General features: G+C 64.5%; 21 protein-coding genes. 9 read left to right on the plus strand and 12 right to left on the minus strand.

The window, feature by feature from the left end; all coding sequences use genetic code 11:
* Positions 1-201: 201 nt before the first annotated feature.
* The 3 genes from EN786_RS19385 to galE all read right to left on the minus strand — a co-directional run bounded on the left by EN786_RS19385 (position 202) and on the right by galE (position 4,622).
* Positions 202-2,028: an alanine racemase gene (locus EN786_RS19385; RefSeq protein WP_135908733.1), complete on the minus strand. Its 1,827-nt coding sequence runs from the start codon at positions 2,026-2,028 to the stop codon at positions 202-204.
* A 2-nt stretch (positions 2,029-2,030) separates the two neighbouring features.
* Positions 2,031-3,281, minus strand: a complete 1,251-nt coding sequence (locus EN786_RS19390) for a D-amino acid dehydrogenase (protein ID WP_127312178.1) — start codon at positions 3,279-3,281, stop codon at positions 2,031-2,033.
* Between the two features lie 345 nt (positions 3,282-3,626).
* Positions 3,627-4,622, minus strand: coding sequence for a UDP-glucose 4-epimerase GalE (gene galE / locus EN786_RS19400; protein WP_127282426.1), 996 nt, complete (start codon positions 4,620-4,622; stop codon positions 3,627-3,629).
* 274 nt (positions 4,623-4,896) lie between these two features.
* Between galE and hemA the strand changes: the two genes are divergently transcribed.
* On the plus strand, positions 4,897-6,174 hold the full coding sequence (gene hemA, locus EN786_RS19405; RefSeq protein ID WP_127310959.1) for a 5-aminolevulinate synthase: 1,278 nt from the start codon (positions 4,897-4,899) through the stop codon (positions 6,172-6,174).
* 45 nt (positions 6,175-6,219) lie between these two features.
* On the opposite strand, the gene EN786_RS19410 is transcribed toward hemA, so the two are convergent.
* Entirely contained in the window at positions 6,220-7,386 is a 1,167-nt protein-coding gene (locus EN786_RS19410; RefSeq protein ID WP_127310956.1) for a pyridoxal phosphate-dependent aminotransferase, read from the minus strand.
* Positions 7,387-7,493: 107 nt separating this feature from the next.
* Complete coding sequence (gene mscL / locus EN786_RS19415; protein ID WP_127310957.1) at positions 7,494-7,916, minus strand: large conductance mechanosensitive channel protein MscL; 423 nt, start codon at positions 7,914-7,916, stop codon at positions 7,494-7,496.
* A gap of 245 nt (positions 7,917-8,161) precedes the next feature.
* Between mscL and EN786_RS19420 the strand changes: the two genes are divergently transcribed.
* Positions 8,162-11,647 carry a PAS domain-containing hybrid sensor histidine kinase/response regulator gene (locus EN786_RS19420; RefSeq protein ID WP_127310958.1) on the plus strand — a complete coding sequence of 1,162 codons (3,486 nt, stop codon included), beginning with the start codon at positions 8,162-8,164 and terminating at the stop codon, positions 11,645-11,647.
* Positions 11,648-11,681: 34 nt separating this feature from the next.
* On the opposite strand, the gene EN786_RS19425 is transcribed toward EN786_RS19420, so the two are convergent.
* Positions 11,682-12,314: a TetR family transcriptional regulator gene (locus tag EN786_RS19425; protein ID WP_127310960.1), complete on the minus strand. Its 633-nt coding sequence runs from the start codon at positions 12,312-12,314 to the stop codon at positions 11,682-11,684.
* A 93-nt stretch (positions 12,315-12,407) separates the two neighbouring features.
* On the opposite strand from EN786_RS19425, the gene EN786_RS19430 reads away from it, so the two are divergent.
* Positions 12,408-13,064 carry an O-methyltransferase gene (locus EN786_RS19430; protein WP_127282422.1) on the plus strand — a complete coding sequence of 219 codons (657 nt, stop codon included), beginning with the start codon at positions 12,408-12,410 and terminating at the stop codon, positions 13,062-13,064.
* 52 nt (positions 13,065-13,116) lie between these two features.
* On the opposite strand, the gene EN786_RS19435 is transcribed toward EN786_RS19430, so the two are convergent.
* Together EN786_RS19435 and EN786_RS19440 are read right to left on the minus strand one after the other, a co-directional pair.
* Positions 13,117-13,776: a response regulator transcription factor gene (locus EN786_RS19435; protein WP_127393032.1), complete on the minus strand. Its 660-nt coding sequence runs from the start codon at positions 13,774-13,776 to the stop codon at positions 13,117-13,119.
* A gap of 216 nt (positions 13,777-13,992) precedes the next feature.
* Positions 13,993-15,666: a winged helix-turn-helix domain-containing protein gene (locus EN786_RS19440; RefSeq protein WP_135908735.1), complete on the minus strand. Its 1,674-nt coding sequence runs from the start codon at positions 15,664-15,666 to the stop codon at positions 13,993-13,995.
* Positions 15,667-15,755: 89 nt separating this feature from the next.
* On the opposite strand from EN786_RS19440, the gene EN786_RS39310 reads away from it, so the two are divergent.
* Together EN786_RS39310 and EN786_RS19445 are read left to right on the plus strand one after the other, a co-directional pair.
* Positions 15,756-15,878 carry a hypothetical protein gene (locus EN786_RS39310; RefSeq protein WP_281035916.1) on the plus strand — a complete coding sequence of 41 codons (123 nt, stop codon included), beginning with the start codon at positions 15,756-15,758 and terminating at the stop codon, positions 15,876-15,878.
* A 2-nt stretch (positions 15,879-15,880) separates the two neighbouring features.
* Positions 15,881-16,111, plus strand: coding sequence for a hypothetical protein (locus EN786_RS19445; RefSeq protein ID WP_135857499.1), 231 nt, complete (start codon positions 15,881-15,883; stop codon positions 16,109-16,111).
* A 421-nt stretch (positions 16,112-16,532) separates the two neighbouring features.
* Here the strand turns inward: EN786_RS19445 and EN786_RS19450 are convergent, their stop codons facing one another.
* Positions 16,533-16,970 carry a hypothetical protein gene (locus EN786_RS19450; RefSeq protein WP_127282418.1) on the minus strand — a complete coding sequence of 146 codons (438 nt, stop codon included), beginning with the start codon at positions 16,968-16,970 and terminating at the stop codon, positions 16,533-16,535.
* Positions 16,971-17,138: 168 nt separating this feature from the next.
* Here EN786_RS19450 and EN786_RS19455 point away from each other — a divergent pair, with 168 nt between their 5' ends.
* Both EN786_RS19455 and EN786_RS19460 read left to right on the plus strand, forming a co-directional pair.
* A complete protein-coding gene (locus EN786_RS19455; protein ID WP_127311761.1) occupies positions 17,139-17,489 on the plus strand; it encodes a DUF952 domain-containing protein in 351 nt (116 codons plus the stop codon).
* Positions 17,486-18,562: a quinone-dependent dihydroorotate dehydrogenase gene (locus EN786_RS19460; protein ID WP_135908737.1), complete on the plus strand. Its 1,077-nt coding sequence runs from the start codon at positions 17,486-17,488 to the stop codon at positions 18,560-18,562. The genes EN786_RS19455 and EN786_RS19460 overlap by 4 nt, the downstream gene beginning before the upstream one ends.
* Before the next feature lie 66 nt (positions 18,563-18,628).
* Here EN786_RS19460 and EN786_RS19465 read toward each other — a convergent pair whose 3' ends face one another.
* Positions 18,629-19,027, minus strand: a complete 399-nt coding sequence (locus EN786_RS19465; protein ID WP_126056576.1) for a VOC family protein — start codon at positions 19,025-19,027, stop codon at positions 18,629-18,631.
* A 189-nt stretch (positions 19,028-19,216) separates the two neighbouring features.
* On the opposite strand from EN786_RS19465, the gene EN786_RS19470 reads away from it, so the two are divergent.
* On the plus strand, positions 19,217-19,651 hold the full coding sequence (locus tag EN786_RS19470; protein ID WP_348627131.1) for a MarR family transcriptional regulator: 435 nt from the start codon (positions 19,217-19,219) through the stop codon (positions 19,649-19,651).
* A 19-nt stretch (positions 19,652-19,670) separates the two neighbouring features.
* Here the strand turns inward: EN786_RS19470 and EN786_RS19475 are convergent, their stop codons facing one another.
* Positions 19,671-21,008: an MATE family efflux transporter gene (locus tag EN786_RS19475; protein WP_189524296.1), complete on the minus strand. Its 1,338-nt coding sequence runs from the start codon at positions 21,006-21,008 to the stop codon at positions 19,671-19,673.
* A 103-nt stretch (positions 21,009-21,111) separates the two neighbouring features.
* Between EN786_RS19475 and EN786_RS19480 the strand changes: the two genes are divergently transcribed.
* Positions 21,112-22,014, plus strand: coding sequence for a histone deacetylase (locus EN786_RS19480; RefSeq protein WP_135908739.1), 903 nt, complete (start codon positions 21,112-21,114; stop codon positions 22,012-22,014).
* A 2-nt stretch (positions 22,015-22,016) separates the two neighbouring features.
* Here EN786_RS19480 and EN786_RS19485 read toward each other — a convergent pair whose 3' ends face one another.
* Entirely contained in the window at positions 22,017-22,280 is a 264-nt protein-coding gene (locus tag EN786_RS19485; protein ID WP_127286066.1) for a DUF6460 domain-containing protein, read from the minus strand.
* Positions 22,281-22,381 lie beyond the last annotated feature (101 nt).

A 22,381-nucleotide genomic window follows, 5' to 3' on the forward strand; every position in this document is an offset into this window, starting at 1 on the left:
CTAATACCCATTCCAACATAATTTCCACAATTGTTGGCTTTTTCAAAAATGCAAGCAGACGATCCTGATAAAAATGCCATTCCAGCGAACAAGATGGAATTAACCCTGCCGACGTCCCCAATTAATCTCATCCACGCATCCAACTGGATTCAAAATTTCTGGGTTGAGGTTAAGTTCCGCGCCGATCGCAAGTCAATTTAGCTATAGAATCCGCTTGCCGAAGGCCGACATGACGAAGCTGACGGCATCGGTGGCGATCCTGGGTTCGAGATCGGCGGTGAAGCCAGAGACGCTCATCGACAAGAGCCCGCCCGAGAGTGCCACCGCCTCCATCGCCTGATGCGTTTCGCGCACCGTGAGCCCGCCCGAGCCTGCCGCCCAGCCGGCGAATTCGGTGACCTCGGGCGCATAGGCGACGTGGAACCCTTGCGTGCCTGAGGAGGCCATGTGGATCGCCTCGCGCATCACTTCCCCCATGCCCGTGGCGTCGATGTCGGTCATGGTGAAGGCGGAGACACGCGAATCCGCCAGCACGCGCGCCTCGGCCGGATCGGCGTGGCGCAAGCCGACGATGACGATGTTTTCCGGCGAAAGCTGCGGCTGCAACGCGCCCGGTTTGTGATCCAAGCCCAACATGCGGGCGAGCACCGAAGCCTCGGGCAGGTCGATGCCTTCGATCTCCTCCGGCATCAGCGCGGCGATGGAATCGATCCAGATCAGGCCAAATGAGTGTGTCGCCCGCGCGGTCGCGGCAAGTGCCGTGTGGGCAATGCGGCGGTCGGCGCCGGCGGTCAGCCGGATCAGGCCCGAAGGCGGCCGTTCCGCGTCGGCCAATTCGACGACATCGAAGTTCATCGCCTCAAGCCGCGCCCCGGTCGCCTCTCGGGCGAGGATCCCCGCCGCCGACGGCTCGGCCGAGATCGACACCATCTTGCGGCCGGAATAATCCTCGACGTCGTGCATCGGGGCCTTCTCGACATATTCGGAGGTCATGGCGAGAAGCATGGCGCCATAGCTCATGCGGAAGGCGACGCGGCCGCCGACGACGGGAGGTGGATCGGCGTCCTGGACGTCAAGCAAAAGATGATCGCTGGAGGCGCCGAGCACGCGCACGCCCTTGGCGATCGGCATCAGGCCTTCGACCAGCACGTCCTCGCGGCCGATATTGGCGATGGCGCGCAGCCTGTCGCCCTCGTCGGGAAAGACCGGCTGGTTGCCGAACGCGTCGTAGCCGGACTGGCCGATCGGCCGCGATGGCTTCTTCTTGACCTCGATGATGTCGGCGGTAAGCCGGCAGGCATCGAGCTCCAGCGCTTCCCAAGGCGGATCGCGAAAAGTTTCCAGCCCGCCCTGCAGGATCGCCTCGCCGACCCTCAGATTGTTGATGCCGGCGGGGAGCCGGCCTTCGAGCAGCAGCGGCAGCGAGGACGAGGCACCGCCCGAGATCCAATCGAGGCTTTTGCCCGACAGACGCTCGATCTTGTAGGCATGGGCGACGAGCTGGCCGAGATTCTCCTCGGTCGGCAAGATGGCGCCGAAGCAGCCGAGATTGGTGCCGATGCCGGCAATGCGCACGCCCTTCATCTCCAGGATCTGCTCGACGGTCGGCACAAGGTCGTTCGGCCAGATGCCTTCCCGCAGGTCGCCGAGGTCGACCATCAGCATGATGTCGTGGACGCGGCCCATGCGTTCGGCGATGCGGGCGATCTCGCGAATGATCGAAAGTTCCGACTGCAGGCTGATGTCGACGGTCCGCACCACCTCCTCGACGCGGGCGATGGGCGGGCTGCGCAAGAGCATGATCGGCGCATTGATGCCGCTGTCGCGCAACCGGCGAATGTTCTCGAAGCGTGACTCCGCGATGCCGGCAACGCCGCCGCGCAGCATGGCGCGCGCCACCTGCGGCATGCCGCACATGCCCTTGGTGACGCCGAAGACCTTGATGCCGGATTGCGAGCAGCGCTCGACGACGGTGCGCGCATTGCGCTCGATGCGGCCGAGATCGATGGCGACTTGCGGTCCCGACATCTCTAGTTCCTGTAGACCAGCCCCTGCGGATCGATCTCCGGCTTGCGGCCGGCGACGATGTCGGCGAGGAATTTTCCCGAACCGCAGGCCATCGTCCAGCCGACATGGCCGTGGCCGGTGTCGAGATAAAGATTTGTGTAGCGCGCCAGGCCGATGACCGGCACGGAGTTCGGCATCATTGGCCTGAGGCCCGCCCAAAGCTCCGCCTTCTTCTCGTCGAAGGCGCCCGGAAACAGATCCTTGCCGGTCCTGAACATGGCGGCGAAGTCGCGCGGGCGGAAGCTGCGGTCGAAGCCGGTGAACTCGGCGGTCGAGGCAAGCCGCAGCCGGTTGCCGAGCCGCGAGTAGCCGATCAGCTGGTCCTCGTCGGCGCCGCCCATGGTCGGCCCCTTGCTCTCGTCATCGAGCGGGATGGTCGCGGTGTAGCCCTTCACCGGATAGACCGGCAGGTCGATGCCGTAGCGGCGGCCGAGCAGGCCGCTTTCCGGCCCCATGGCGATGACCACCGCGTCGCCGGCGACCGGGCCGGCAGAAGTCATCACCGCGCGCACGCGGTCGCCCTCGATGTCGAGGCCCTCGACGGTCGTGCCGAAAAGGAATTTGACGCCGAGCTTTTCAGCCGAATAAGCGGCGAGCTTTTCCACGAACTGCCTGGAATCGCCGGTCTGGTCGATCGGCGAATAGACGCCGCCGGCGATCTTGTCCCTCGCGCCGGCGAGGCCGGGTTCCAGCTCGATCAGCCGGTCACGGCCGACGATCTCGATCGGCAGGCCATGTTCGGCCAGGTAGCGGTAATTGTCGGTGCCGGTGTCGAGACTGTGCTGCGAGCGGAAGAAATAGAGGATGCCCTTCTTGCGCTCATCATAGTGGATGCCAGTCGCTTCGGAGAGCGAATTGATGCAGTCGCGCGAATAGAGCGCCAGGCGCAACTTGACCTGGCTGTTGGCGCGCAAGCGCGCCACCGTGCACTGGCGCAGGAAGCGCAGGCTCCAGGCGAGGAAATAGGGATCGAAGCGCAGCCGGACCTTGATGCCGAGATCGTGGTTCCAGAGCGCACGCAGGAAGGTCTTCAGCGCGGCCGGCGAGGCCCAGGCGGTGGCGTCGCCGGGCGAGACAAGGCCGGCATTCGACTGGCTGGTGCCGCGCGCCGCCGTCTGGTGGCGCTCGATCACCGTCACCTCATGGCCGTCGCTCGCCAGGTAATAGGCGGCCGCCGTGCCAACGACGCCGGCCCCGAGCACCAAAACCTTCATGCCGCCCCCCAGACAAATATGCGGAGCGCCTCCACGCCTCCGATGCCTTCAATAGCGCGTCTCGGGGTGCGGGACGAGCCCTTGTGATTGCAGAGGGCCGCGCCGCCCCTCATCCGCCTGCCGGCACCTTCTCCCCGTATAGTGACGGGGGGAAGGTGGCTTGATAGTGACGGGGGGAAGGTGGCTTGCCGCGGCGCCGGCGCCTTCCCTGCAGCGTTGGCGATTGGCGAAATCATTGGTGACAGCGCCCCTCTCCCCGTCACTATACGGGGAGAGGATGCCGGCAGGCAGGTGAGGGGCAGCGCTGGCGGACCGAAATGTAATTCGGCCCTGGCAAAAGCACCCCTATCCCCTCGCCGAATTCTTCCCCGTCAAAATCCGTTCCCAGGCCAGCGCGTCGGCAACGATCCGATCGAGATCGTCGCGCTGCGGCGTCCAACCAAGCTCAGCGCGGGCAAGCTCGGAATTGGCGACAATGGCGGCGGCGTCGCCCGGGCGGCGATCGCCCATCTTGACCTCGAAATCACGGCCGAAGGCGCGGCGCACGCTGTCGATGACTTGCAGCACCGAGTAACCGTGGCTGTAGCCGCAATTGGCGACAAGGCTCTCGCCGCCGGCGCGCAGCCGCTGCAGCGCCAGCCGGTGCGCCGCCGCCAGGTCGCTGACATGGATGTAATCGCGGATGCAGGTGCCGTCCGGCGTCGGATAATCGGTGCCGAACACCTGCATGAGGGGGCGCTTGCCGAGCGCGGTCTCGCAGGCGACCTTGATCAGATGCGTGGCGCCGGGCGTCGACTGTCCGGTACGGCCCTTGGGGTCGGCGCCGGCGACGTTGAAATAGCGCAGCGCCGTGTAGCGGATATCATGCGCGTTCGCCGCGTCGCGCAACATCCATTCGCTCATCAGCTTGGACAGGCCATAGGGCGAAACCGGCGCCAGCCGCGCATCCTCGCGCACCGGCTCCAGCCCGGCGCCGCCATAGACGGCGGCGGTGGAGGAGAAGATGAAATGCGGCACGCCCTCGCGCACCGCGGTCTCGATCAGCGTGCGCGTCTTGGAAGTGTTGTTCTCATAGTAGCCGAGGGGGTCGGCGACCGATTGGGGCACCACGATCGAGCCGGCGAAATGGATAATGGCGTCGACCTTGTAGTCCCTGATGATCTGGCCGACCAGTTCACGATCGCCGACATCGCCAACGAGGAGCTTGGCCTCCGGCGCCACCGCCCATTCGAAACCGGTCGAAAGCCGGTCGAGAACGACGACGCTCTCGCCCGCGTCCAGGAGCTCCCAGACCATATGGCTGCCGATATAACCGGCACCGCCCGTCACCAAAACCGCCATCCGTATCCTCGCTGATCAAGATTTATTGGAAACTGTCTCAGGGCCGCCTTACTGGAAAGCGCGCCGCAAGGCGAATAAAACTCCAGTGTCAAATGCGTAACAGTCGCCGGAGCCCAAGGCATCGTACTGAAACAAAGTTGATCCACATCAAGGGAATAGGCCACGATCCGTGGTCGTTAGAAACAGGCTCGGGGCGTGGCATTTTGACCGGACGCGGCCGGTGGACGCCGAATTGGGCAGTGACTATGATCCGGCGCAAAATTGGGAAGGCGACATGAACTACCAGCGGTTCTTCGAGGAAGCGATCGACCAGCTCCACGCGGAGCGGCGCTACCGCGTCTTCGCCGACCTCGAACGCATCGTCGGCAAGTTTCCGCGCGCCATCTGGCGTTCCAACGGCCGCGCCCAGGAAATCACCGTCTGGTGCTCCAACGACTATCTCGGCATGGGCCAGCATCCGGACGTCATCGCCGCCTTCCAGAAGGCGGCCGGCAAGATGGGCTCGGGCGCCGGCGGCACCCGCAACATCTCCGGCACCAGCAACCCGCTGGTCGAGCTCGAACTTGAGCTGGCGGACCTGCACGACAAGGAAGCAGCGCTGGTCTTCACCTCCGGCTTCGTCTCCAACGAGGCCTCGATCTCGACCATCGCGCGGCTGCTGCCGAACTGCCTGATCATCTCGGATGAGCTCAACCACGCCTCGATGATCGAGGGCGTGCGCCGTTCGGGCGCCGAAAAGAAGATCTTCCGCCACAATGACATCGCGCATCTCGAAAGCCTGCTGCAGGCGGCAGGGCGCGAGCGCGCCAAGCTGATCGTGTTCGAGAGCGTCTATTCGATGGATGGCGACATCGCCCCGATCAAACAGATCGTCGACCTCGCAGAGCGCTACAACGCCATGACCTATATCGACGAGGTCCATGCCGTCGGCATGTACGGTGCGCGCGGCGGCGGCATCACCGAGCGCGAGGGGCTGGCCGACCGCATCGACATCATCGAGGGCACGCTGGCCAAGGCCTTCGGCACGCTCGGCGGCTATATCACCGGCACCAGCGCGGTGATCGACGCCGTGCGCTCCTACGCGCCGGGCTTCATCTTCACCACGGCGCTGCCGCCGGCTGTCGCCGCAGCCGCCGCCACCTCGATCAGGCATCTCAAGCGCTCGCAGGCCGAGCGCGAGGCACAGCAGCGCCAGGCGTCGCGGACCAAGGAAGTGCTTGCCGCCGCCGGCCTGCCGGTGATGGAATCGCCCACCCACATCGTGCCGGTGCTGGTCGGCGATCCCGAGCTCTGCAAGATGGCCAGCGACCGCCTGCTCGGCGTGCACGGCATCTATATCCAGCCGATCAACTACCCGACGGTGCCGCGCGGCACCGAGCGGCTGCGCATCACGCCGACGCCGTTCCATTCGGACGCGCTGATCGCCGAACTGCAGGACGCATTGGTCGAGACCTGGGACGCGCTCGGCATCCCCTACGCCTCGACAGGACGGCCGGCCGTCGCCAAGACAGACCGGATCATTCCCCTGCTGGTGCCGAAGTCGGGCGGCTGAAGCCGTTTGAAACTCTACTCCGGCGGTCATCCGGCTTCAGGGCGTTCAGACAGTCTTCATCCATTTCGCCAGGCGGTGCGCCGCTTCCTCGAGTTGGTCGAGGCGGCGGTGGAAGCATAGCCTGAGGAAAGCTTCGCCGCCTGGGCCGAAGGCGGTGCCGGGCGCCAGGCCGACATTGGCATGGTCGACGATGTCGAAGGCGGCAGTTCGGGAATCGGTGATGCCGTCGACGGTGAAGAACAGGTAGAAGGCGCCCTGCGGCACGGTGAAGCGCGCCTTGCCGGTCGCGCCCAGAATGCCGCAGACCAGGTCGCGCGCCGCGTGCGCACGCTCGACCTGTTCGACGATGAAGGCATCCCCCTCGTCGAGGGCGGCGACGGCGCCGCGCTGCATGAACTGGGCGACACCCGAGGTCGAATACTGGATCAGGTTCTCGAACACCTGCTGCAAGGCGGGATGGGTCTTGATCCAGCCGACGCGCCAGCCTGTCATCGCCCAGTTCTTGGAGAAGCTGTTGACGAACAGGATGCGGTCTTCTGCCGTCGCGATGTCGAGGAAGGACGGGGCGCGGCCGCTTCCATAGTGGAAATGCGAGTAGATCTCGTCGGCGATGATCCAGACGCCGCTTTGGCGGGCAAGGTCGAGGATCGCCTGCAGCGTTTCCCTGTCGGCGGTCCAGCCGGTCGGGTTGGACGGCGTGTTGACGAACAGCGCCTTGGTGCGCGGCGTGATCGCCGCGGCGATCTTGTCGACGTCGCAGGACCAGCCATTGCCGGACGGATCGAGCGTGACCGCGACCGGAACGGCGCCCGCCACACCGGCCGCGGCGGCGAAATTCGGCCAGGCCGGCGACAGATAGATCACCTCGTCGCCCTGGCCGGCGAGCGCGTCGATCGCCAGCTGGATGGCGTGCATGCCCGACGCGGTTACGATGAATTCCTCATCGGCGAAGCTCTTGGCGAAATGCCGGCCATAGTAGCGGGCAAGCGCCTGCCTGAGCTCCGGAATGCCCTTCTGCCAGGTGTAGAAGGTCTCGCCGGCGGCGAGCCCACGGGCGGCGGCATCGCTGATGAAGGAAGGCGTCGGCAGGTCGCCCTCGCCGGCCCAAAGCGGGATCATGCCGTCGCGCAGCCGGCCATGGTTGATCACGGCGACGATGCCGCTTTCGGGCGCGGCGCGCGCTTCGGCGCGCAAGGTCTGGATCAGGGTCATGCAAAAATCCGCTTGGTTTGCCGACAGCTAGCGTGTTTTACGACGGCCGCAAACAGAAAACCCCGGCCGCGAACGGCCGGGGTTTTGGTCCAGAAATCCGCTCCGCGCTATTTCCTGGCGAGAAGATCGCGAATTTCGGTAAGCAGCGCGACATCGGCGGGCGGCGGCGCCGCAGGTGCTGCAGGCTTCTCGCGCTCGAGCCGCTTGCGCATGCCGTTCACGGCCTTGACCATCAGGAAGATGATGAAGGCAAGGATGAGGAAGTTCAGTACCGCGGTGATGAAGCTGCCATACGCAAAAACGGCGCCCTCCTTCTTGGCGTCGGCCAGCGCGGGCGAATGGACGTTCGAGGACAGTCCGAAGAAGTAGTTGTTGAAGTCCAGCCCGCCGAAGATCGCACCGACGATCGGCATGATGACGTCGTCGACCAGCGAAGTGACGATCTTGCCGAAGGCGGCGCCGATGATGACACCGACGGCCAAGTCCATGACATTGCCCTTGGAAATGAATTCCTGGAATTCTTTCAGCATTCGACCCTCCTTGCCGTGGCCACGCTGCCGTCCCCAGCTCCCACTCGGCGCCGGCCCGCGCTTAGCATAACAAAAACCCCCGGTTGCAAAACGGGAAAAAGGGCCAGGGCACCGCTTTCTGCTGGCCGCCCGCGGCCATTGCCCTCCGCCGCTATGCGCCGAAAGCCGCGATGGACTCGACCTCGAAGCTGTGATTGCGTCTGGCATGGGCCGACGCGAGACCGGCCAGGGAGGAGGTTCGAACCGTGCAGGGCTGGTTCATCGTCATCATCGCGATCGCCTATGTGACGCTGCTCTTTGCCATAGCGAGCATCGGCGACCGGCGCGCTGCGGCGGCCGGGCTCGGCCGGGCGCGACCCTTCATCTATGCGCTCAGCCTTGCCATCTACTGCACCTCCTGGACCTTCTTCGGCTCGGTCGGCCTGTCCTCCGAGCGCGGCCTGGAATTCCTCGGCATCTACACCGGCCCGGTGCTGGTGTTCGTGTTCGGCTTTCCGCTGCTCAACCGCCTAGTCAGGTTGGCAAAGACCGAGAAGATCACCTCCGTCGCCGACTTTCTCGGCGCCCGCTACGGCAAGAGTTTTACCGTCGCGGCGATCGCCACGCTGATCGCGACCATCGGCGCCGTGCCCTACATCGCGTTGCAATTGAAGGCGATCTCCGGCTCGGTCAGCCTGATGGTCGAGCATTACACCGGCTCGCCGCCCTCTTTCGATCCTTTTGTGAGCGACATCTCGCTGGTGGTGGCGATGCTGCTGGCGCTGTTCGCGGTGCTGTTCGGCACCCGCCATGCCGACGCCACCGAGCACCAGGACGGGCTGGTGCTGGCGGTTGCGGTGGAAACCGTGGTCAAGCTCGCCGCCTTCCTCGCCATAGGCCTGATGGTGACGTTCCTGATCTTCGGCGGTCCCGGCGACATGTTCGACAAGCTTGCCGACAATGCACAGGCGCGTCAGGCGATGGGCTATGGCACTTCGCTCGCCACCTGGCTGGTGCTGACCTGCCTCAGCGGTTTTGCCATCCTGATGCTGCCGCGCCAGTTCTACGTCACCATCGTCGAGAACCGCAGCGAGGCGGAACTGCGCACCGCGACCTGGGTGTTCCCGCTTTACCTGGTGGCGATCAACCTGTTCGTGCTGCCGATCGCCTTCGCCGGCCTGGCGCTGGTCGGCGACAGGACCAGCAGCGACCTCTACGTCTTGTCGCTGCCCCTGTTCAGCGGCCATGATCTGCTGGCCATGGCCGCCTTCATCGGCGGCCTGTCGGCGGCGACCGCGATGGTCATCGTCGAGAGCGTGGCGCTGTCGATCATGATCTCCAACGACCTCGTCATTCCGCTGTTCGTGCGCCGCCTGCTCAGGACCTCGACCTCGCAAAACGAGGACTGGTCCACGCTCATCCTCAATGTGCGGCGCGGCGCGATCTTCATCATGCTGTTCATCGCCTTCCTCTATTATCGCGAAAGCACCAACAGCGCGCGGCTGTCCTCGATCGGCCTGATGTCGTTCGCGGCCATCGCGCAGTTCGCGCCGGCCCTGATCGGCGGACTGATCTGGCGCGGCGCCAACGGCAGAGGGGCCGCGCTCGGCATGGTCGCCGGCATTCTGGTGTGGGCTTATACGCTGCTCCTGCCTTCGCTGGTGGGTTCCGACGCCGACATCATCGTCCACGGCCTGTTCGGTTTCGAAGCGCTTCGGCCGCAGGCGCTGTTCGGTACCGTCGCCGAGCCGCTGAACCATGGCGTGCTGTGGAGCCTGTCGATCAATGCGCTGTTCTTCGTGCTCGGCTCGCTCTCCCGCGCGTCGGTGCCGCTGGAGCGCATCCAGGCGGCGATCTTCGTCCCGCGTGAGGCCGTCCCGATGCCGAGCCTGCGCCGCTTCCGCACCGCCGTGACCGTCAACGACCTCAAGGACACGATCTCCCGCTATCTCGGCGTCGAGCGCACCGAGCGCTCCTTCCAGTCGTTCGAGAAGAGCAACAGTGTGACGCTGCATGGCAACGAGCAGGCCAGCATGGATGTCATCCGTTTCTCGGAACAGCTCCTGGCGAGCGCAGTCGGCTCGTCCTCGGCGCGGCTGATCCTGTCGCTGCTGTTTCGCCGCAACGACCGCGATTCCAAGGACGCCTTCCGCCTGCTCGACGACGCCACCGAGGCGCTGCAGCACAATCGCGACCTGCTGCAGATCGCGCTCGACCAGATGGAGCAAGGTATCACCGTCTTCGACCGGGATTTCCGCCTCATCTGCTGGAACCGCCAGTACCGGGCGCTGTTCGGCCTGCCCGACGAAATGGGCCAGGTCGGCGTCTCGCTCGACCGGATCCTGCGCCACCTCGCCGAGCGCGGCGATATCGCGGCCGACCAGCGCGTGGCGATGCTCAACCGCCTGACCAGTTTTGCCGGCCCCTGGCAGATGGAGCTGAAGACCAGCGGCCGCATCCTGGAACTGCGCTCCAACCCGATGCCGGACGGCGGCATCGTCGCCACCTATGCCGACATTTCCGGCCGCGTCGAACAGGACCTGGCGCTGAAGCGCGCCAATGAATCGCTGGAGCAGCGGGTGAAGACCCGCACCATCGAACTGACCCGCGTCAACGAAGAGCTGGCGCAGGCGCAGATGCTGGCCGAGGAGGCCAATCTCGGCAAGACGCGCTTCCTCGCCGCCGCCGGCCATGACATCCTGCAGCCGCTCAACGCCGCCCGGCTCTACTGTTCGTCGCTGATCGAGAAGGCCGGCAAGGGTCCCGCCGGCAAGGCCGCGGTCAACATCGAATCCTCGCTGGAGTCGGTCGAGACCATTTTGGGCGCCGTGCTCGACATTTCCCGCCTCGACGCCGGCGCCATGAAGCCCGACGACACCGCCTTCAGCCTCGACGGGCTGCTGCGCCAGATCGGCACCGACTTCCGGCCGATGGCCGCCGAAAAGAAGCTCGAACTCACCATCATGCCGTCGTCGCTCACCGTGGTGACGGACCGCAACCTGTTGCGCCGCCTGATCCAGAACCTGGTGTCGAACGCGATCAAATACACCCGCCATGGCCGCATCCTGGTCGGCGTCAGGCGGCGGGGGTCGCTGGCCGAGATCCAGGTGATCGATACCGGCATCGGCATTGCCGGCGACAAGCTGAACACGGTGTTCCACGAATTCACCCGGCTGGACGAAGGCGCGCGCGAGGCCGAGGGGCTTGGCCTTGGCCTTTCGATCGTCGACCGTATCGCCAGGGTGCTGAGGCTGGAGATCCGCATCTTCTCCAATCCCGGCAAGGGCACGCGCTTTTCGGTCATCCTGCCGGTGGCCGCGGTCGCGGCGCCCCGGCGCGAGATCGAGAAGGCGCCGGCGCGCGCGGCCTCCTCGCTTGCCGGCCTCAAGGTGCTGTGCATCGACAACGATGCCCGCATTCTCGACGGCATGCGGCTGTTGCTCGAAGGCTGGGGCTGCCATGTCGAAACGCTCACCGGCGCCGGGCAGTTGGCGCGATCGGCGGAGAGCCGGCCAGACATCGTGCTGGCGGACTATCATCTCGACAGCGGCACCGGGCTCGACGCGATCGCGACGCTGCGGGCGCTTCACGGCCAGGACTTGCCGGCCGTGCTGGTCACGGCCGACCGATCGAGCGAAGTGCGCGCGTCGGCAGGCCGGCTCGACGTGCCGGTGATCAACAAGCCGCTGAAGCCGGCCGTGCTGCGCTCGATGATGGCGCGGATCAGGCCGCTGGCTTCGGCGGCGGAATAGCCGCGCCTGCTTACAACACAGGCCGAGCCCTGTTTCAGCGGTGTCCAAGGCTTGCGATGTAGGCGCAGAACATGTCGGCCATGGCATCGGCGTAGGCTTCGATCTCCGCGTCGGTGCGCGGGCTTGCCGAAAAATCCTTTCCCGCCGCGCTCAACGTCATTGTGATCAGATCGCCGGCCAGGTCCTGGGTTGCTTGCGGGGTCCCGGGCAGAACTTCGCGCAGGAAGGCCTGGACGGTGCGCTCACCCGAGGCCCTTGCCTCGTGCGCCTCGGGCGCGTCGCGGTAGAGTGGGGCGGCGTCATTGAGTGCCACGCGCACGGCAGCTTCCTCGCACTCCGAGCGGATAAAGGCATGGACCAGCTTGCGCATCCGCTCCAGCGGCGGCCGCTTGTCGTCCTCCAATATGGTGCGCAGCAAACCGCCCGTCTGCCGCCATTCATCGCTCTGCAGCCTGAACAGCAGCGCGGCCTTGTTGGGGAAATATTGGTAAAGCGAGCCGACGCTCACGCCGGCCCTTTCTGCCACGCGCGTGGTGGTGAAGCGCTGGGCGCCCTCACTCGCCAGAACCTGAACAGCAGCCTCCAGGATCGCCGAAACAAGTTCCGTCGCGCGAGCCTGCTTGGGCTGCTTTCGCGAGGAAATAGAATGGCTTGAGCGTTCGGTCATGGCGCGGCCGGGTAATGCGAATTGGAAACCTGAAGGATTATTCGTATTTTCAGCACAACACAAGAACACAGCCATTTTCGATTGGAGACTTCGATGATCACGCTCACAAACGCCCCGCTTGCACCCCTGCTCGCCCGCCTGTTCAAGGAAGCCGAGACCGCAACCAGCCCGGCAATGGCCGGCATCTCGCACGACGAGCGGGAACGCCTGCTGCGCAGCAAGACCGAGTATGTCGATCTCTACGGGCGGCTGAGGGATTTGTGGCTCGCTGTTTCGCCGGAAACCGGCACGCTGCTTTATATGCTGGCACGCAGCAGCGGCGCGCGCGTCATCATCGAGTTCGGCACCTCGTTCGGCATCTCGACGCTCTATCTTGCCGCGGCGCTCAGGGACAATGGCGGCGGCCGCCTGATCACCACCGAGTTCGAGCCGTCCAAGGTGGTCCGCGCCAAGGCCAATCTGACGGAAGGCGGCCTCATCGACCTGGTGGAAATCCGCGAGGGCGATGCGTTGCAGACGCTGAGCGCCGACCTGCCCGACGCGATAGACCTTCTATTGCTGGATGGCGCCAAGGCGCTCTATCCGGAAATCTTGAGCCTGGTCGAGAGTCGGTTGAAACCGGGCGCGCTGGTCATCGCCGACAATGCCGACCTCTCTCCCGAATATCTGGAGCGCGTGCGCTCGCCGGCATCGGGCTACATCTCCACCCCCTTCGGCGACGATGTCGAGCTGTCCGTGCGGCTCAGTTGAACAAGCCTCGCTACAAGCAGCTGATGCTGCTTCGACGGCAGGCGCCCGCCAATCAGCTCGCGGGCTGCAGCGGGTCGCCGCCGATCCGGGAAAGCTGGATCACCGCCTGGGTGCGGCTGTCGACGCCGAGCTTCTGCAGGATGGCCGAGACATGCGCCTTGATCGTCGCCTCGGAGACGCCGAGCTCATAGGCGATCTGCTTGTTGAGCAGGCCTTCGGCCAGCATGCCGAGCACACGCGTCTGCTGCGGCGTCAACGCCTGCAGGCGCTTGATCAGGTCAGAAATCTCGGGATCGCGCTCGACGCCGAGATCGATGCCGACGGGCGCGGCGATATCGCCGGCCAGCACCGCCTGCACGGCACGGCGGATTTCCTCCATGCTGGCCGATTTGGAGATGAAGCCGGAGGCGCCGAGGTCGAGTGCGCGGCGGATCGTCACCGGATCGTCATGCGCCGAGACCACGATCAGCGGCACGGCCGGATGAACGCCGCGCAGCGAGATCAGGCCGGACAGGCCGCTGGCGCCCGGCATCGACAGGTCGAGCAGCACCAGATCGATGTCTTCATTGGCCACGACCAGCGCCTTGGCGCTTTCGAAATCCCCAGCCTCGTGGATAGCGGCGACGTCACCGACGCCGACAAGCGCCGCTTTCAGCGCGCCGCGAAAAAGCGGATGATCGTCGGCGATGACGAAGGTGTAACCCGACGGCAAATAGTCCTCCCCAATCCCATGCTTGTCTGTTTTTACGGGATCTGGCCGATTATGCGGCGATATTGGCCGTTTTCAAGCGGCAAAGGCCGCGCGCGGGTTTTTCCCACGGCGGTTCAGTTTTGACGGAAACACATTTGCGTTGGCGCAGCCAAGGTCGCGATCCGAGTTTTCCTGGACATTGCTCGGCCGCCCGGCCAGGCCGCGTACGGTCAGCCATCACTCCTCCGGCAAGCCCGCGAGTCGCATCTGTCCGATCCAGCGGTCGAGGCTTCCGGGGGCGGTCCATATCTTCTCCCACTCCCTGCGCTCCTTACTGATGGATTCGTCGGGAGTGTTCTGGAGGAAAACCGCAAGCGCTTCCTTTGCCTCTCGCTTGTTTCCCAGACAAGCGTGGATGCCCGCAAGCATTCGGTGTGCGCCGCTCGGGATTCTGGACATTTTCCGCATCGCCGCCAGCGCGGCCCCGCAATCGTTCTTTTCCCAGAGCGCCCAGCCCATCTGCCAGTTGAAATCGTCCGGGTAGAAGGGATCGATGCCCATGGCCTGCTTGATCCGATCGATCGCTTCGTCTGTATGGCCAACATAGAGCAGCAGATCCGTGCTGCGGACCAGGATATCCGAATTGCTGGGGTTCAGGGCGATTGCCTGATCGTACCGGGCAAGGGCCTGCTCGACCTCGCCGGCTTCGGTATGGATGCTGGCTCGGATATTATGCGCTTCAGCGTCATCAGGGGCGAGCAGGATGGCCTTGTCGGCGTATTCGGCCGCGCGCTTCAACGCCTCGTCACGGTCCTGTTCGTTCCAGCCGAACATCGCATCGTTGCGATAGGACCAGGCCAGCCCGATATAGCCGAACTGCGAGTTCGGATCCTCTTCGATCGCCTTGAGGTTCAGTTGCCGATACAGTTCGTTCCTCGCGGCCGAGAAATCCTCTCGGATCTTGGCAATCCCCATCAGGTGATAGTGCAGCGCGCTGACCTTGGCGGCACCGCTCTGTGGCAGGGGGCGCTCGATCCTCCGTCCGACCCGATCCGCAAGCGTGCGGATGATCTTCTCCTGGACGACGAAAAGATCGCCAATCTCCCCGTTGTAGGTGTTGGCCCAGACAAGCGATCCGTCATGCGCATCCAACAACTGGGCGGCCACTTTCAGCCGGTCTCCGATCTTCTGCTGGCTCCCTTCCAGCAGGTAGTCGACGCCGAGTTCATCGCCAATCTGCCTGGTGTCGGTGGGCTTCCCTCGGTACCTGAAACTCGAGTTCCGGGCGATGACGGCATAGGTCTTGCTCCGCGCAAGTTCGGTGATGATCCCCTCGGCGACGGCATCGCTGAGATATCCCTTGTCCGCTCCGGCACTGAAGTCGTCGAAGGGAAGGATCGCAATTCTCGGCATGTCGCTCGATCGAACCGGAGCGGCTCGCCATGCTTCCGCGCCGTAGTATGCGCCGATCGCCGCCGCGACGAGAACGATCGCAGCATGGATGACCCCGCGTCGCGAAAGACGTGTCTTGGCTCGCTCCTTGACGGCCGCGGCGTCTAGGTCGGTTGCATCCGACGGATGGGCATTCAGCCGGTAGCCTCTCCTGGGGAGGGTTTCCACGATCGCATGCGCGTCGTCCGCCAATGCGCGGCGGATATCGGCAATGCATTGGATAAGGCTGTCGTCGGTCACGAAGGTATCGGGCCAAATCGCCTGCATCAGCGCATCCTTGGACACGATCTCGCCCGGTCGCGCCGCGAGCACGGAGAGCACCTCGGCGGACTGGCTGCGGAGATCGACCGCTTTGCCTTCGACCGTTCGGAGTTCGCTGTTTCTGGTCAGGAAAACAAAACCGCCAAACGTGATCGTTTCGGCAAGTTTCGGGTCAATTTCAGGGGCCTTTCGGGACATTTCACCCACCTGGCGCGCTTCCTAACCCTAGCCCATTCGACCGTCGCTTCCAAGCGATCCCAGCAGCACCGGATGGGACGGAGAGCGACATGGATCGCACCAAGCTCATCATCGCGCTCGCTCTTCTTTTGGCAGCGCAAACGGCTGCAAAAGCGGATTCCCGCATCGCGAAATTCTGCAGCCCTGACCATGTCAGGGAGATTAGGAGATAGCGATGGAACGGTTTCTTTTAATTACCCTTCTGTTAAATTTTGACGGCACTGTAGTAGTCGGCAATCATGAAAATGGTTTCCCGCCCAAGGTGTTAGTTTCAGAGGACGAGTGCAAATACCTGAAACGCCAATATGAATTTTCCACTCCTCCTGTTGGTCTTAAATATCTTTCAACCGCTTACATTTGTGAGAGGAAATATATGGCAATCGCTTCTGTGTACGAAGCTAAGTGACGTCGCAAGCCCGGCGGTTAATACATCGCCAGCCGCAAGGAGTATGTCTATGAAGGCGACCCCGGCGTCATGCGGACTACGAGCGACGAGTTCTATCTCTGCACCCGACCGGCCGCTCCACGGTATGGACACGACCAAGCGCTATTGTTGATGCAGGAACGTATCGTGAAGTAGCTCTTCGTCCCAGTCGTTCGTCGCGACACACGCGAACCATCCTGAGATGCCCAACCCTAGCGCCGGATCCAGATTTCAGGTCGAACCGACCTGCATGCTTCCATTCTCACCCGTGCGCCCTCGGGCTGATGACGCCAGCCTTGAGAGGCGCCACGCGTAGGGGCCATTCAGTCGAAGGTCTGCAAATCATCCTTTTGCGGACACAAGGCGCGTCGCTGAAACGGATTCAGGCGAAGCGCTTTGGAGTTCAGGTCTTTTGCTGGTTGAGCCTGGCGCCGTCGTCGCCGCTCTCCTTGTCCATGTCCTTGACGATGTCCTTGAACGTCCGGAAGAACTGCTCCATGTAGCCCATCGTCTTGTTGAAATCCTCTTCGCTCGGCAGTTGCGATTCGAGCCGGGCGGAAAGCGAGTTCTCAAGCTTGGCGACACGCTCGTCCAACGCCTTGACCGAGGCCTGCAACTTGTCGATCTCGTCCTGGTAGGCGGCGCGTTCGTCGGCGGCCGTCTTGCAGACGAGCTGGCCTGAGCGCTCCTCGCAGATCGACATGGCGCCGGTCTGGGTGTCCATGCGGACATAGCCGTTGGCCGACTTTTCCAGCCGGTAGCGGTCGGTTTCCTCGGAAAAGGCCGACGCGGCGACCAGCGAGAAAAGTGCCGCGGGGATCAGTATATGCTGCGGACGCATGTTGTCCTCCATGAGCCAGTAGGCGCACTCTACCATAGGTTTGCGCCGGAAGTGGGGAAGAGTGGTTCCTTGCCTCGACGCAGGCTCCCGCCGGAAAAGCCGTGCAACATCTTTCCGGACCTTGCCTGCACCCTTTCCCGCGCGGTTCGTTCGGACTATAGCGCAGCCATGTCTCAGTTTATCTACAAGATCGCGCCCGAAGCGCTCTGGCGCGAGGCCGAGAGCAGCGGCCGCTTCACCGGCGCGCCAATCGACATCGCCGACGGCTTCATCCATTTCTCGACCGCCGATCAGGTGCGGGAGACGGCGGCGAAGCATTTTGCCGGCCAGACCGGCCTGCTGCTTGTCGCCATCGACGGCGCGCGCCTCGGCCAAGCGCTGAAATACGAGGTGTCGCGCGGCGGCGCGCTGTTCCCGCATCTCTATGCGCCGCTCGATCTCTCGGCAGTGCTTTGGGTCCGCCCCTTGCCGCTCGGTGCCGACGGCCGGCACGAGTTTCCCGCGCTGGAGGCCGAATGAGCGTGCTCGACCGGATCGGCCAAAAGGTTCTGTTCACGCTCGATCCGGAAACGGCGCATGGCCTGTCGATCGCCGCGTTGAGATGTGGCCTGCCGGTCACCTCGCGCCCGCCGCGCGACGAGCGGCTGAAGCTGCGCGTCGCAGGCCTCGATTTCCCGAACCCGCTCGGCATGGCGGCGGGCTACGACAAGAATGCCGAAGTGCCGGACGCGCTGCTTAACCTCGGCTTCGGCTTCGCCGAGGTCGGCACCGTCACGCCGCTGGCGCAGACGGGCAATCCGAAGCCGCGCATCTTCCGGCTGACGGCCGACGAAGCGGTGATCAACCGGCTGGGCTTCAACAATGAGGGCCACGAGGCGGCCGAGAAGCGCCTTGCAGCCCGCAAGGGTCGCCCTGGCATCGTCGGCGTCAACATCGGCGCCAACAAGGACAGCGCCGACCGCATCGGTGACTATGAGCGCGGCGTCGCCCGCTTCGCGCCCCATGCCACATATCTCACGGTCAACATCTCCTCGCCGAACACGCCGGGCCTGCGCAACATGCAGGCGCGCGAGCAGCTCGGCGAGCTTCTGTCGCGCGTGATGGCGGCGCGGGCGTCGGCTGCGGCAACGCCGCCGGTCTTCCTCAAGATCGCGCCGGATCTGGTCGAAGCGGAACTGGAAGACATCGCCGCCGAGGTCACCGAGAAGCGGATCGACGGCGTCATCGTCTCGAACACCACGCTGGCGCGGGCGGGACTGCGGAGCGCGACCGTCGCCGGCGAGGCCGGCGGGCTGTCCGGCAAGCCGCTGTTCGAGCGCTCGACCGCTGTCCTTGCACGCATGCGCAAGCTCGTCGGTCCCGAGATGGCGATCATCGGCGTCGGGGGCGTCGATTCCACGGAGACAGCGCTGGAAAAGATCCGCGCCGGCGCCGATCTGGTGCAGCTCTATACCGGCATGATCTATGCCGGGCCTTCACTGCCGGGGCGCATCGTTGCCGGCATGGCGCGGTTTGTGGAGCGCGAAGGACTGAGTTCGCTGCGCGAGTTGCGCGACAGCCGCCTGGATCATTGGGCCGTCAAGGCTTATTAGAAGGCCATGGCGCTACCCGTGCGCCCACACCTTTATGTCATCTCTCATCGCGTTGCCCTTCCGCGTTCAGGCTGCCGGATTCATCCATACGATCTCCCAAACATAGCCATCTGGGTCTTCAATGTGGCGGTTATACATGAAGCCAAGATCCTGTGCCGGGTTGGGATCGGCGCGACCGCCCGCCGCAACCGCGCTGGTCAGCGTTGCATCGACGGCGGCGCGGTCGTCGACCGTGAGGGCGATCATTGCCTGACTGTCACGCCGCGCGTCGCCGATAGGGCGCTTGGTGAATTCGCGATAGTGGTCATGGCTCAGCAGCATCACCCCGATCGCGTCCGAGAACATGAGCGAGGTAGATTTCTCGCCCGAAAACTGCGGGTTTACGGTCCCACCTAGAGCCACGTAGAACGCCGTCGACGCCGCCAGGTCGCGCACAGGCAGGTTCACGAAAATCATTCTGGACATCGCTTTCTCCATCGCCGCGCCCTGCGCTATTGTCTTGATGTAAAGTTAGTAGATACAATGTATCTCGATGTCAAGATACATTTTGTTGAGAGAATATTCGAATGGGTCGTGCCGAGGCCGTGGCTAAGCAATGGGCTCGCGAGCGCCCCGACCTTCCGGTGTTGCCTGAAATGGTAGGTCGTCTGCTCGATGCCCGCCGCGCGCGATCACCTGAACCCGCTGCTTTCGGAATCAGGCCTGAATGTAGGTGAGTTTGATGTGCTGACGCCGCTCAGGCGCTCCGGCGAACCCTATAGGCTTTCGCCAACGCAGCTTTACGAATCGGCGATGATCTCGTCGGGCGGCATGACCAACCGCCTGGATCGACTGGAGTGCGCCGGGCTGGTTGAACGACGCCCCGATCCCAAGGACCGGCGCGGCAAGCAAATTGCCCTAACGACTGGTGGCAAGCGTGCGATAGACGATTTGATTGGTCCAATGGTGGCCGCTAGAAGAGCAATTGATCTCCGTGCTGACGCCGTCGGAGCAGGAGACTCTCAACGCCCTGCTCAAGAAATTGCTCACTGGCCTCTAGGTACGTTGTCCTCGCCACCAGTCACCTCTCCCGGCGTCAACGGATCCTGATCCCGAGCGGCGGCACTACCTAAAACGCAGTCCGCGCCCGCACCCGCAGAACCATAAGCAGGCTCACGCCGCGCACCAGCAGGAAGACATGCAGCGCCGCCCACAGGCCATTGTTGCCGAAGGTCGGCGCCAGGGTGAGCAGCGCGGCGCTGAAGGCGAGGAACGACAAGAGCATCATGTTGCGCATGTCGCGCGACCAGGTAGCGCCGATGAAGACGCCATCCATCTGGAACGCCAGCACGCCGCTGAGCGCGGTGAACGCCGCCCAGGGCAGATAGGTATCGGCAACCGAGCGGACCTCGGGCGATGTCGTGATCAGGCCAACCAGATCGACACCGGCCACCAGCAGCACGATGGTGGCGACGCCCGACAGGCCGAAACCCCAAAACAGGGTCAGCCGCACTGCTTGCCGGAAGGGCGTTTCGGCGCCCGCGCCGATGGCGCGGCCGGCGAGCTGCTCGGCGGCGGTGGCGAAGCCGTCGAGGAAGTAGCCGGCGATGAGGAAGAAGTTCATCAGCACCGCGTTGGCAGCCAGCGTCACCGTGCCGAACTGCGCGCCCTGGCGGGTGAACAGCGCGAAGGCGGCGAGCAGCGAGAAGGAGCGGATCATGATGTCGCGGTTGAGCGACAGCATGCGCCGGTAGGCCGGCAGGTCGAGGATGCGCTGGCGCGAGGGGCGCTCCAACCTCCGGAAACGACGCAGGACGATGGCGAGGCCGAGCAGCATGGCAAGGAACTCGCCGGTGACGGTCGCCCAGGCAACACCGGCCACGCCCCAGCCGAGCTTCAGGCCGAGCAGGAAGCAAAGCGCGATGTTGATGCCGTTCAGCACCGCCTGCAGCATCAGCCCCAGCCCGCCCTCGCCGCGCCCGAGCACGTAGCCGAGGATGGCGTAGTTGATCAGCGAGAAGGGCGCGGCGAGCAGCCTGATATGGACATAAACGGCCATCGCTTCGCTGACGCGCGGTTCGGCGCCCATGAACTTTTGCCCGCCAATGGCGATCACCGGCGCAAGCGCGGCGAGCACGATGCCGGCGACGATAGCGATCAGCACGGCGCGCCAGAGCACCGCCTGCTCTTCCAGTGCGTCGCCGCGCCCGAACGCCTGGGCGACGAGGCCGGTGGTGCCGGAGCGCAGGAAATTGAAGGTGGTGAAGACGACATCGAAGGCAAGCGCGCCCGCCGCCAGGCCGCCGAGCAGGGCGGCGTCGCCGAACTGGCCGACCACCGCCGTATCGACGATGCCGAGCAGCGGCGTCGTCAGATAGGCGAGCGTCATCGGCACGGCGATGGCAAGCACCGAGCGGTTGGTTACGGCGAAAGACCGGCCGCCGGCCGATGTCGATAGCTGATCCAGGACCTGGTCCTCAGGGCGGCTTGATCGGACGACCGATGTGCCCCAGTTTGCCGGTGCCGCGCAATCACGATCCGGCGTCGGCCAACCGAATCCCGGAGCTGGCATGCCGCTGCAGATCGTCCACCACCCCGGCTATGACGCCGGTTTCGCCGTCAACCACCGCTTCCCGATGAGCAAGTACCCGCTGCTGATGCAGGCGCTGGAGGCGCGCGGACTGGCGAGCCGCGACGCGCTCGCCATGCCCGAGCCGGCGCCGGCATCGTGGCTGAAGCTGGCGCACACGGCCGACTATGTAGACCAGGTCCTGGCCTGCCAGGTGCCGGAAAGGATCGAGCGCGAGATCGGCTTTCCGGTCGGTCCGCGGGTTTCGCTCAGGGCGCAGCTTGCCGCCGGCGGCACGGTGCTGGTGGCGCGGCTGGCGCTGAGGCATGGCATCGCCTGCAACGCCGCCGGCGGCAGCCACCATGCGCGGCGCGCGCAGGGCGCCGGCTTCTGCACCTTCAACGACGTCGCCGTCGCCTCGCTGGTGCTGCTCGCCGAAGGTGCCGCGAGAAACATCCTGATCGTCGATCTCGACGTGCATCAGGGCGACGGCACGGCCGATATCCTTAAGGATGAACCTCGCGCGTTCACCTTTTCCATGCATGGCGAGCGCAACTATCCGGTGCGCAAGATCGCTTCCGATCTCGACGTCGCGCTGCCCGACTGCACCGGCGACGCGGCCTATCTCGACAGGCTCGGCGGCATCCTGCCGGAACTGTCGGCGAGAGCGCGCTGGGACATCGTCTTCTACAATGCCGGCGTCGACGTCCACGCCGAGGACAGGCTGGGCCGGCTGTCGCTCAGCGATGACGGCCTGCGAGCCCGCGATACGATGGTGATCCGCCATTTTCGCCGGCTCGGCATGCCGATCTGCGGTGTCATCGGCGGCGGCTATTCGACGGACGTGCCGGCGCTTGCCGCTCGCCACGCCATCCTGTTCGAGGTGGCGTCAGGCTTCGCCTGAGATCACTTCCTGTAGCTGGCTATCCTCAGCAGGATGAAGACCGGCACGACGATCGCCGCGCCCAAGAGGATGTAGCCGAGGAAACGGTCGATGGCATGGAAGCCGAGATTCCACAGGTCGAGGAAGAACTGGCGGATGCCGTAGTAGACGTCCATCGGCGACCAGCCGAAGGCGTGCATCACAAGGCCGACGAGGAACGAGACCACAAGCAGCTTGATCAGCACCCGGAGCGGTGAGTCACCGAGAAAGCGCGTCAGTGCGGACAAGTTCCGTCTCCACGTTTCGGCCGCCCCGATTCGGGGGGTCGATCCCAGAAATACGCACTTGCCCGCCCGGCATCAAGCCGGCCGGATGCCGGCAACGGCCA

This window comes from Mesorhizobium sp. M4B.F.Ca.ET.143.01.1.1, assembly GCF_004792275.1.
Classification (GTDB): domain Bacteria; phylum Pseudomonadota; class Alphaproteobacteria; order Rhizobiales; family Rhizobiaceae; genus Mesorhizobium; species Mesorhizobium abyssinicae.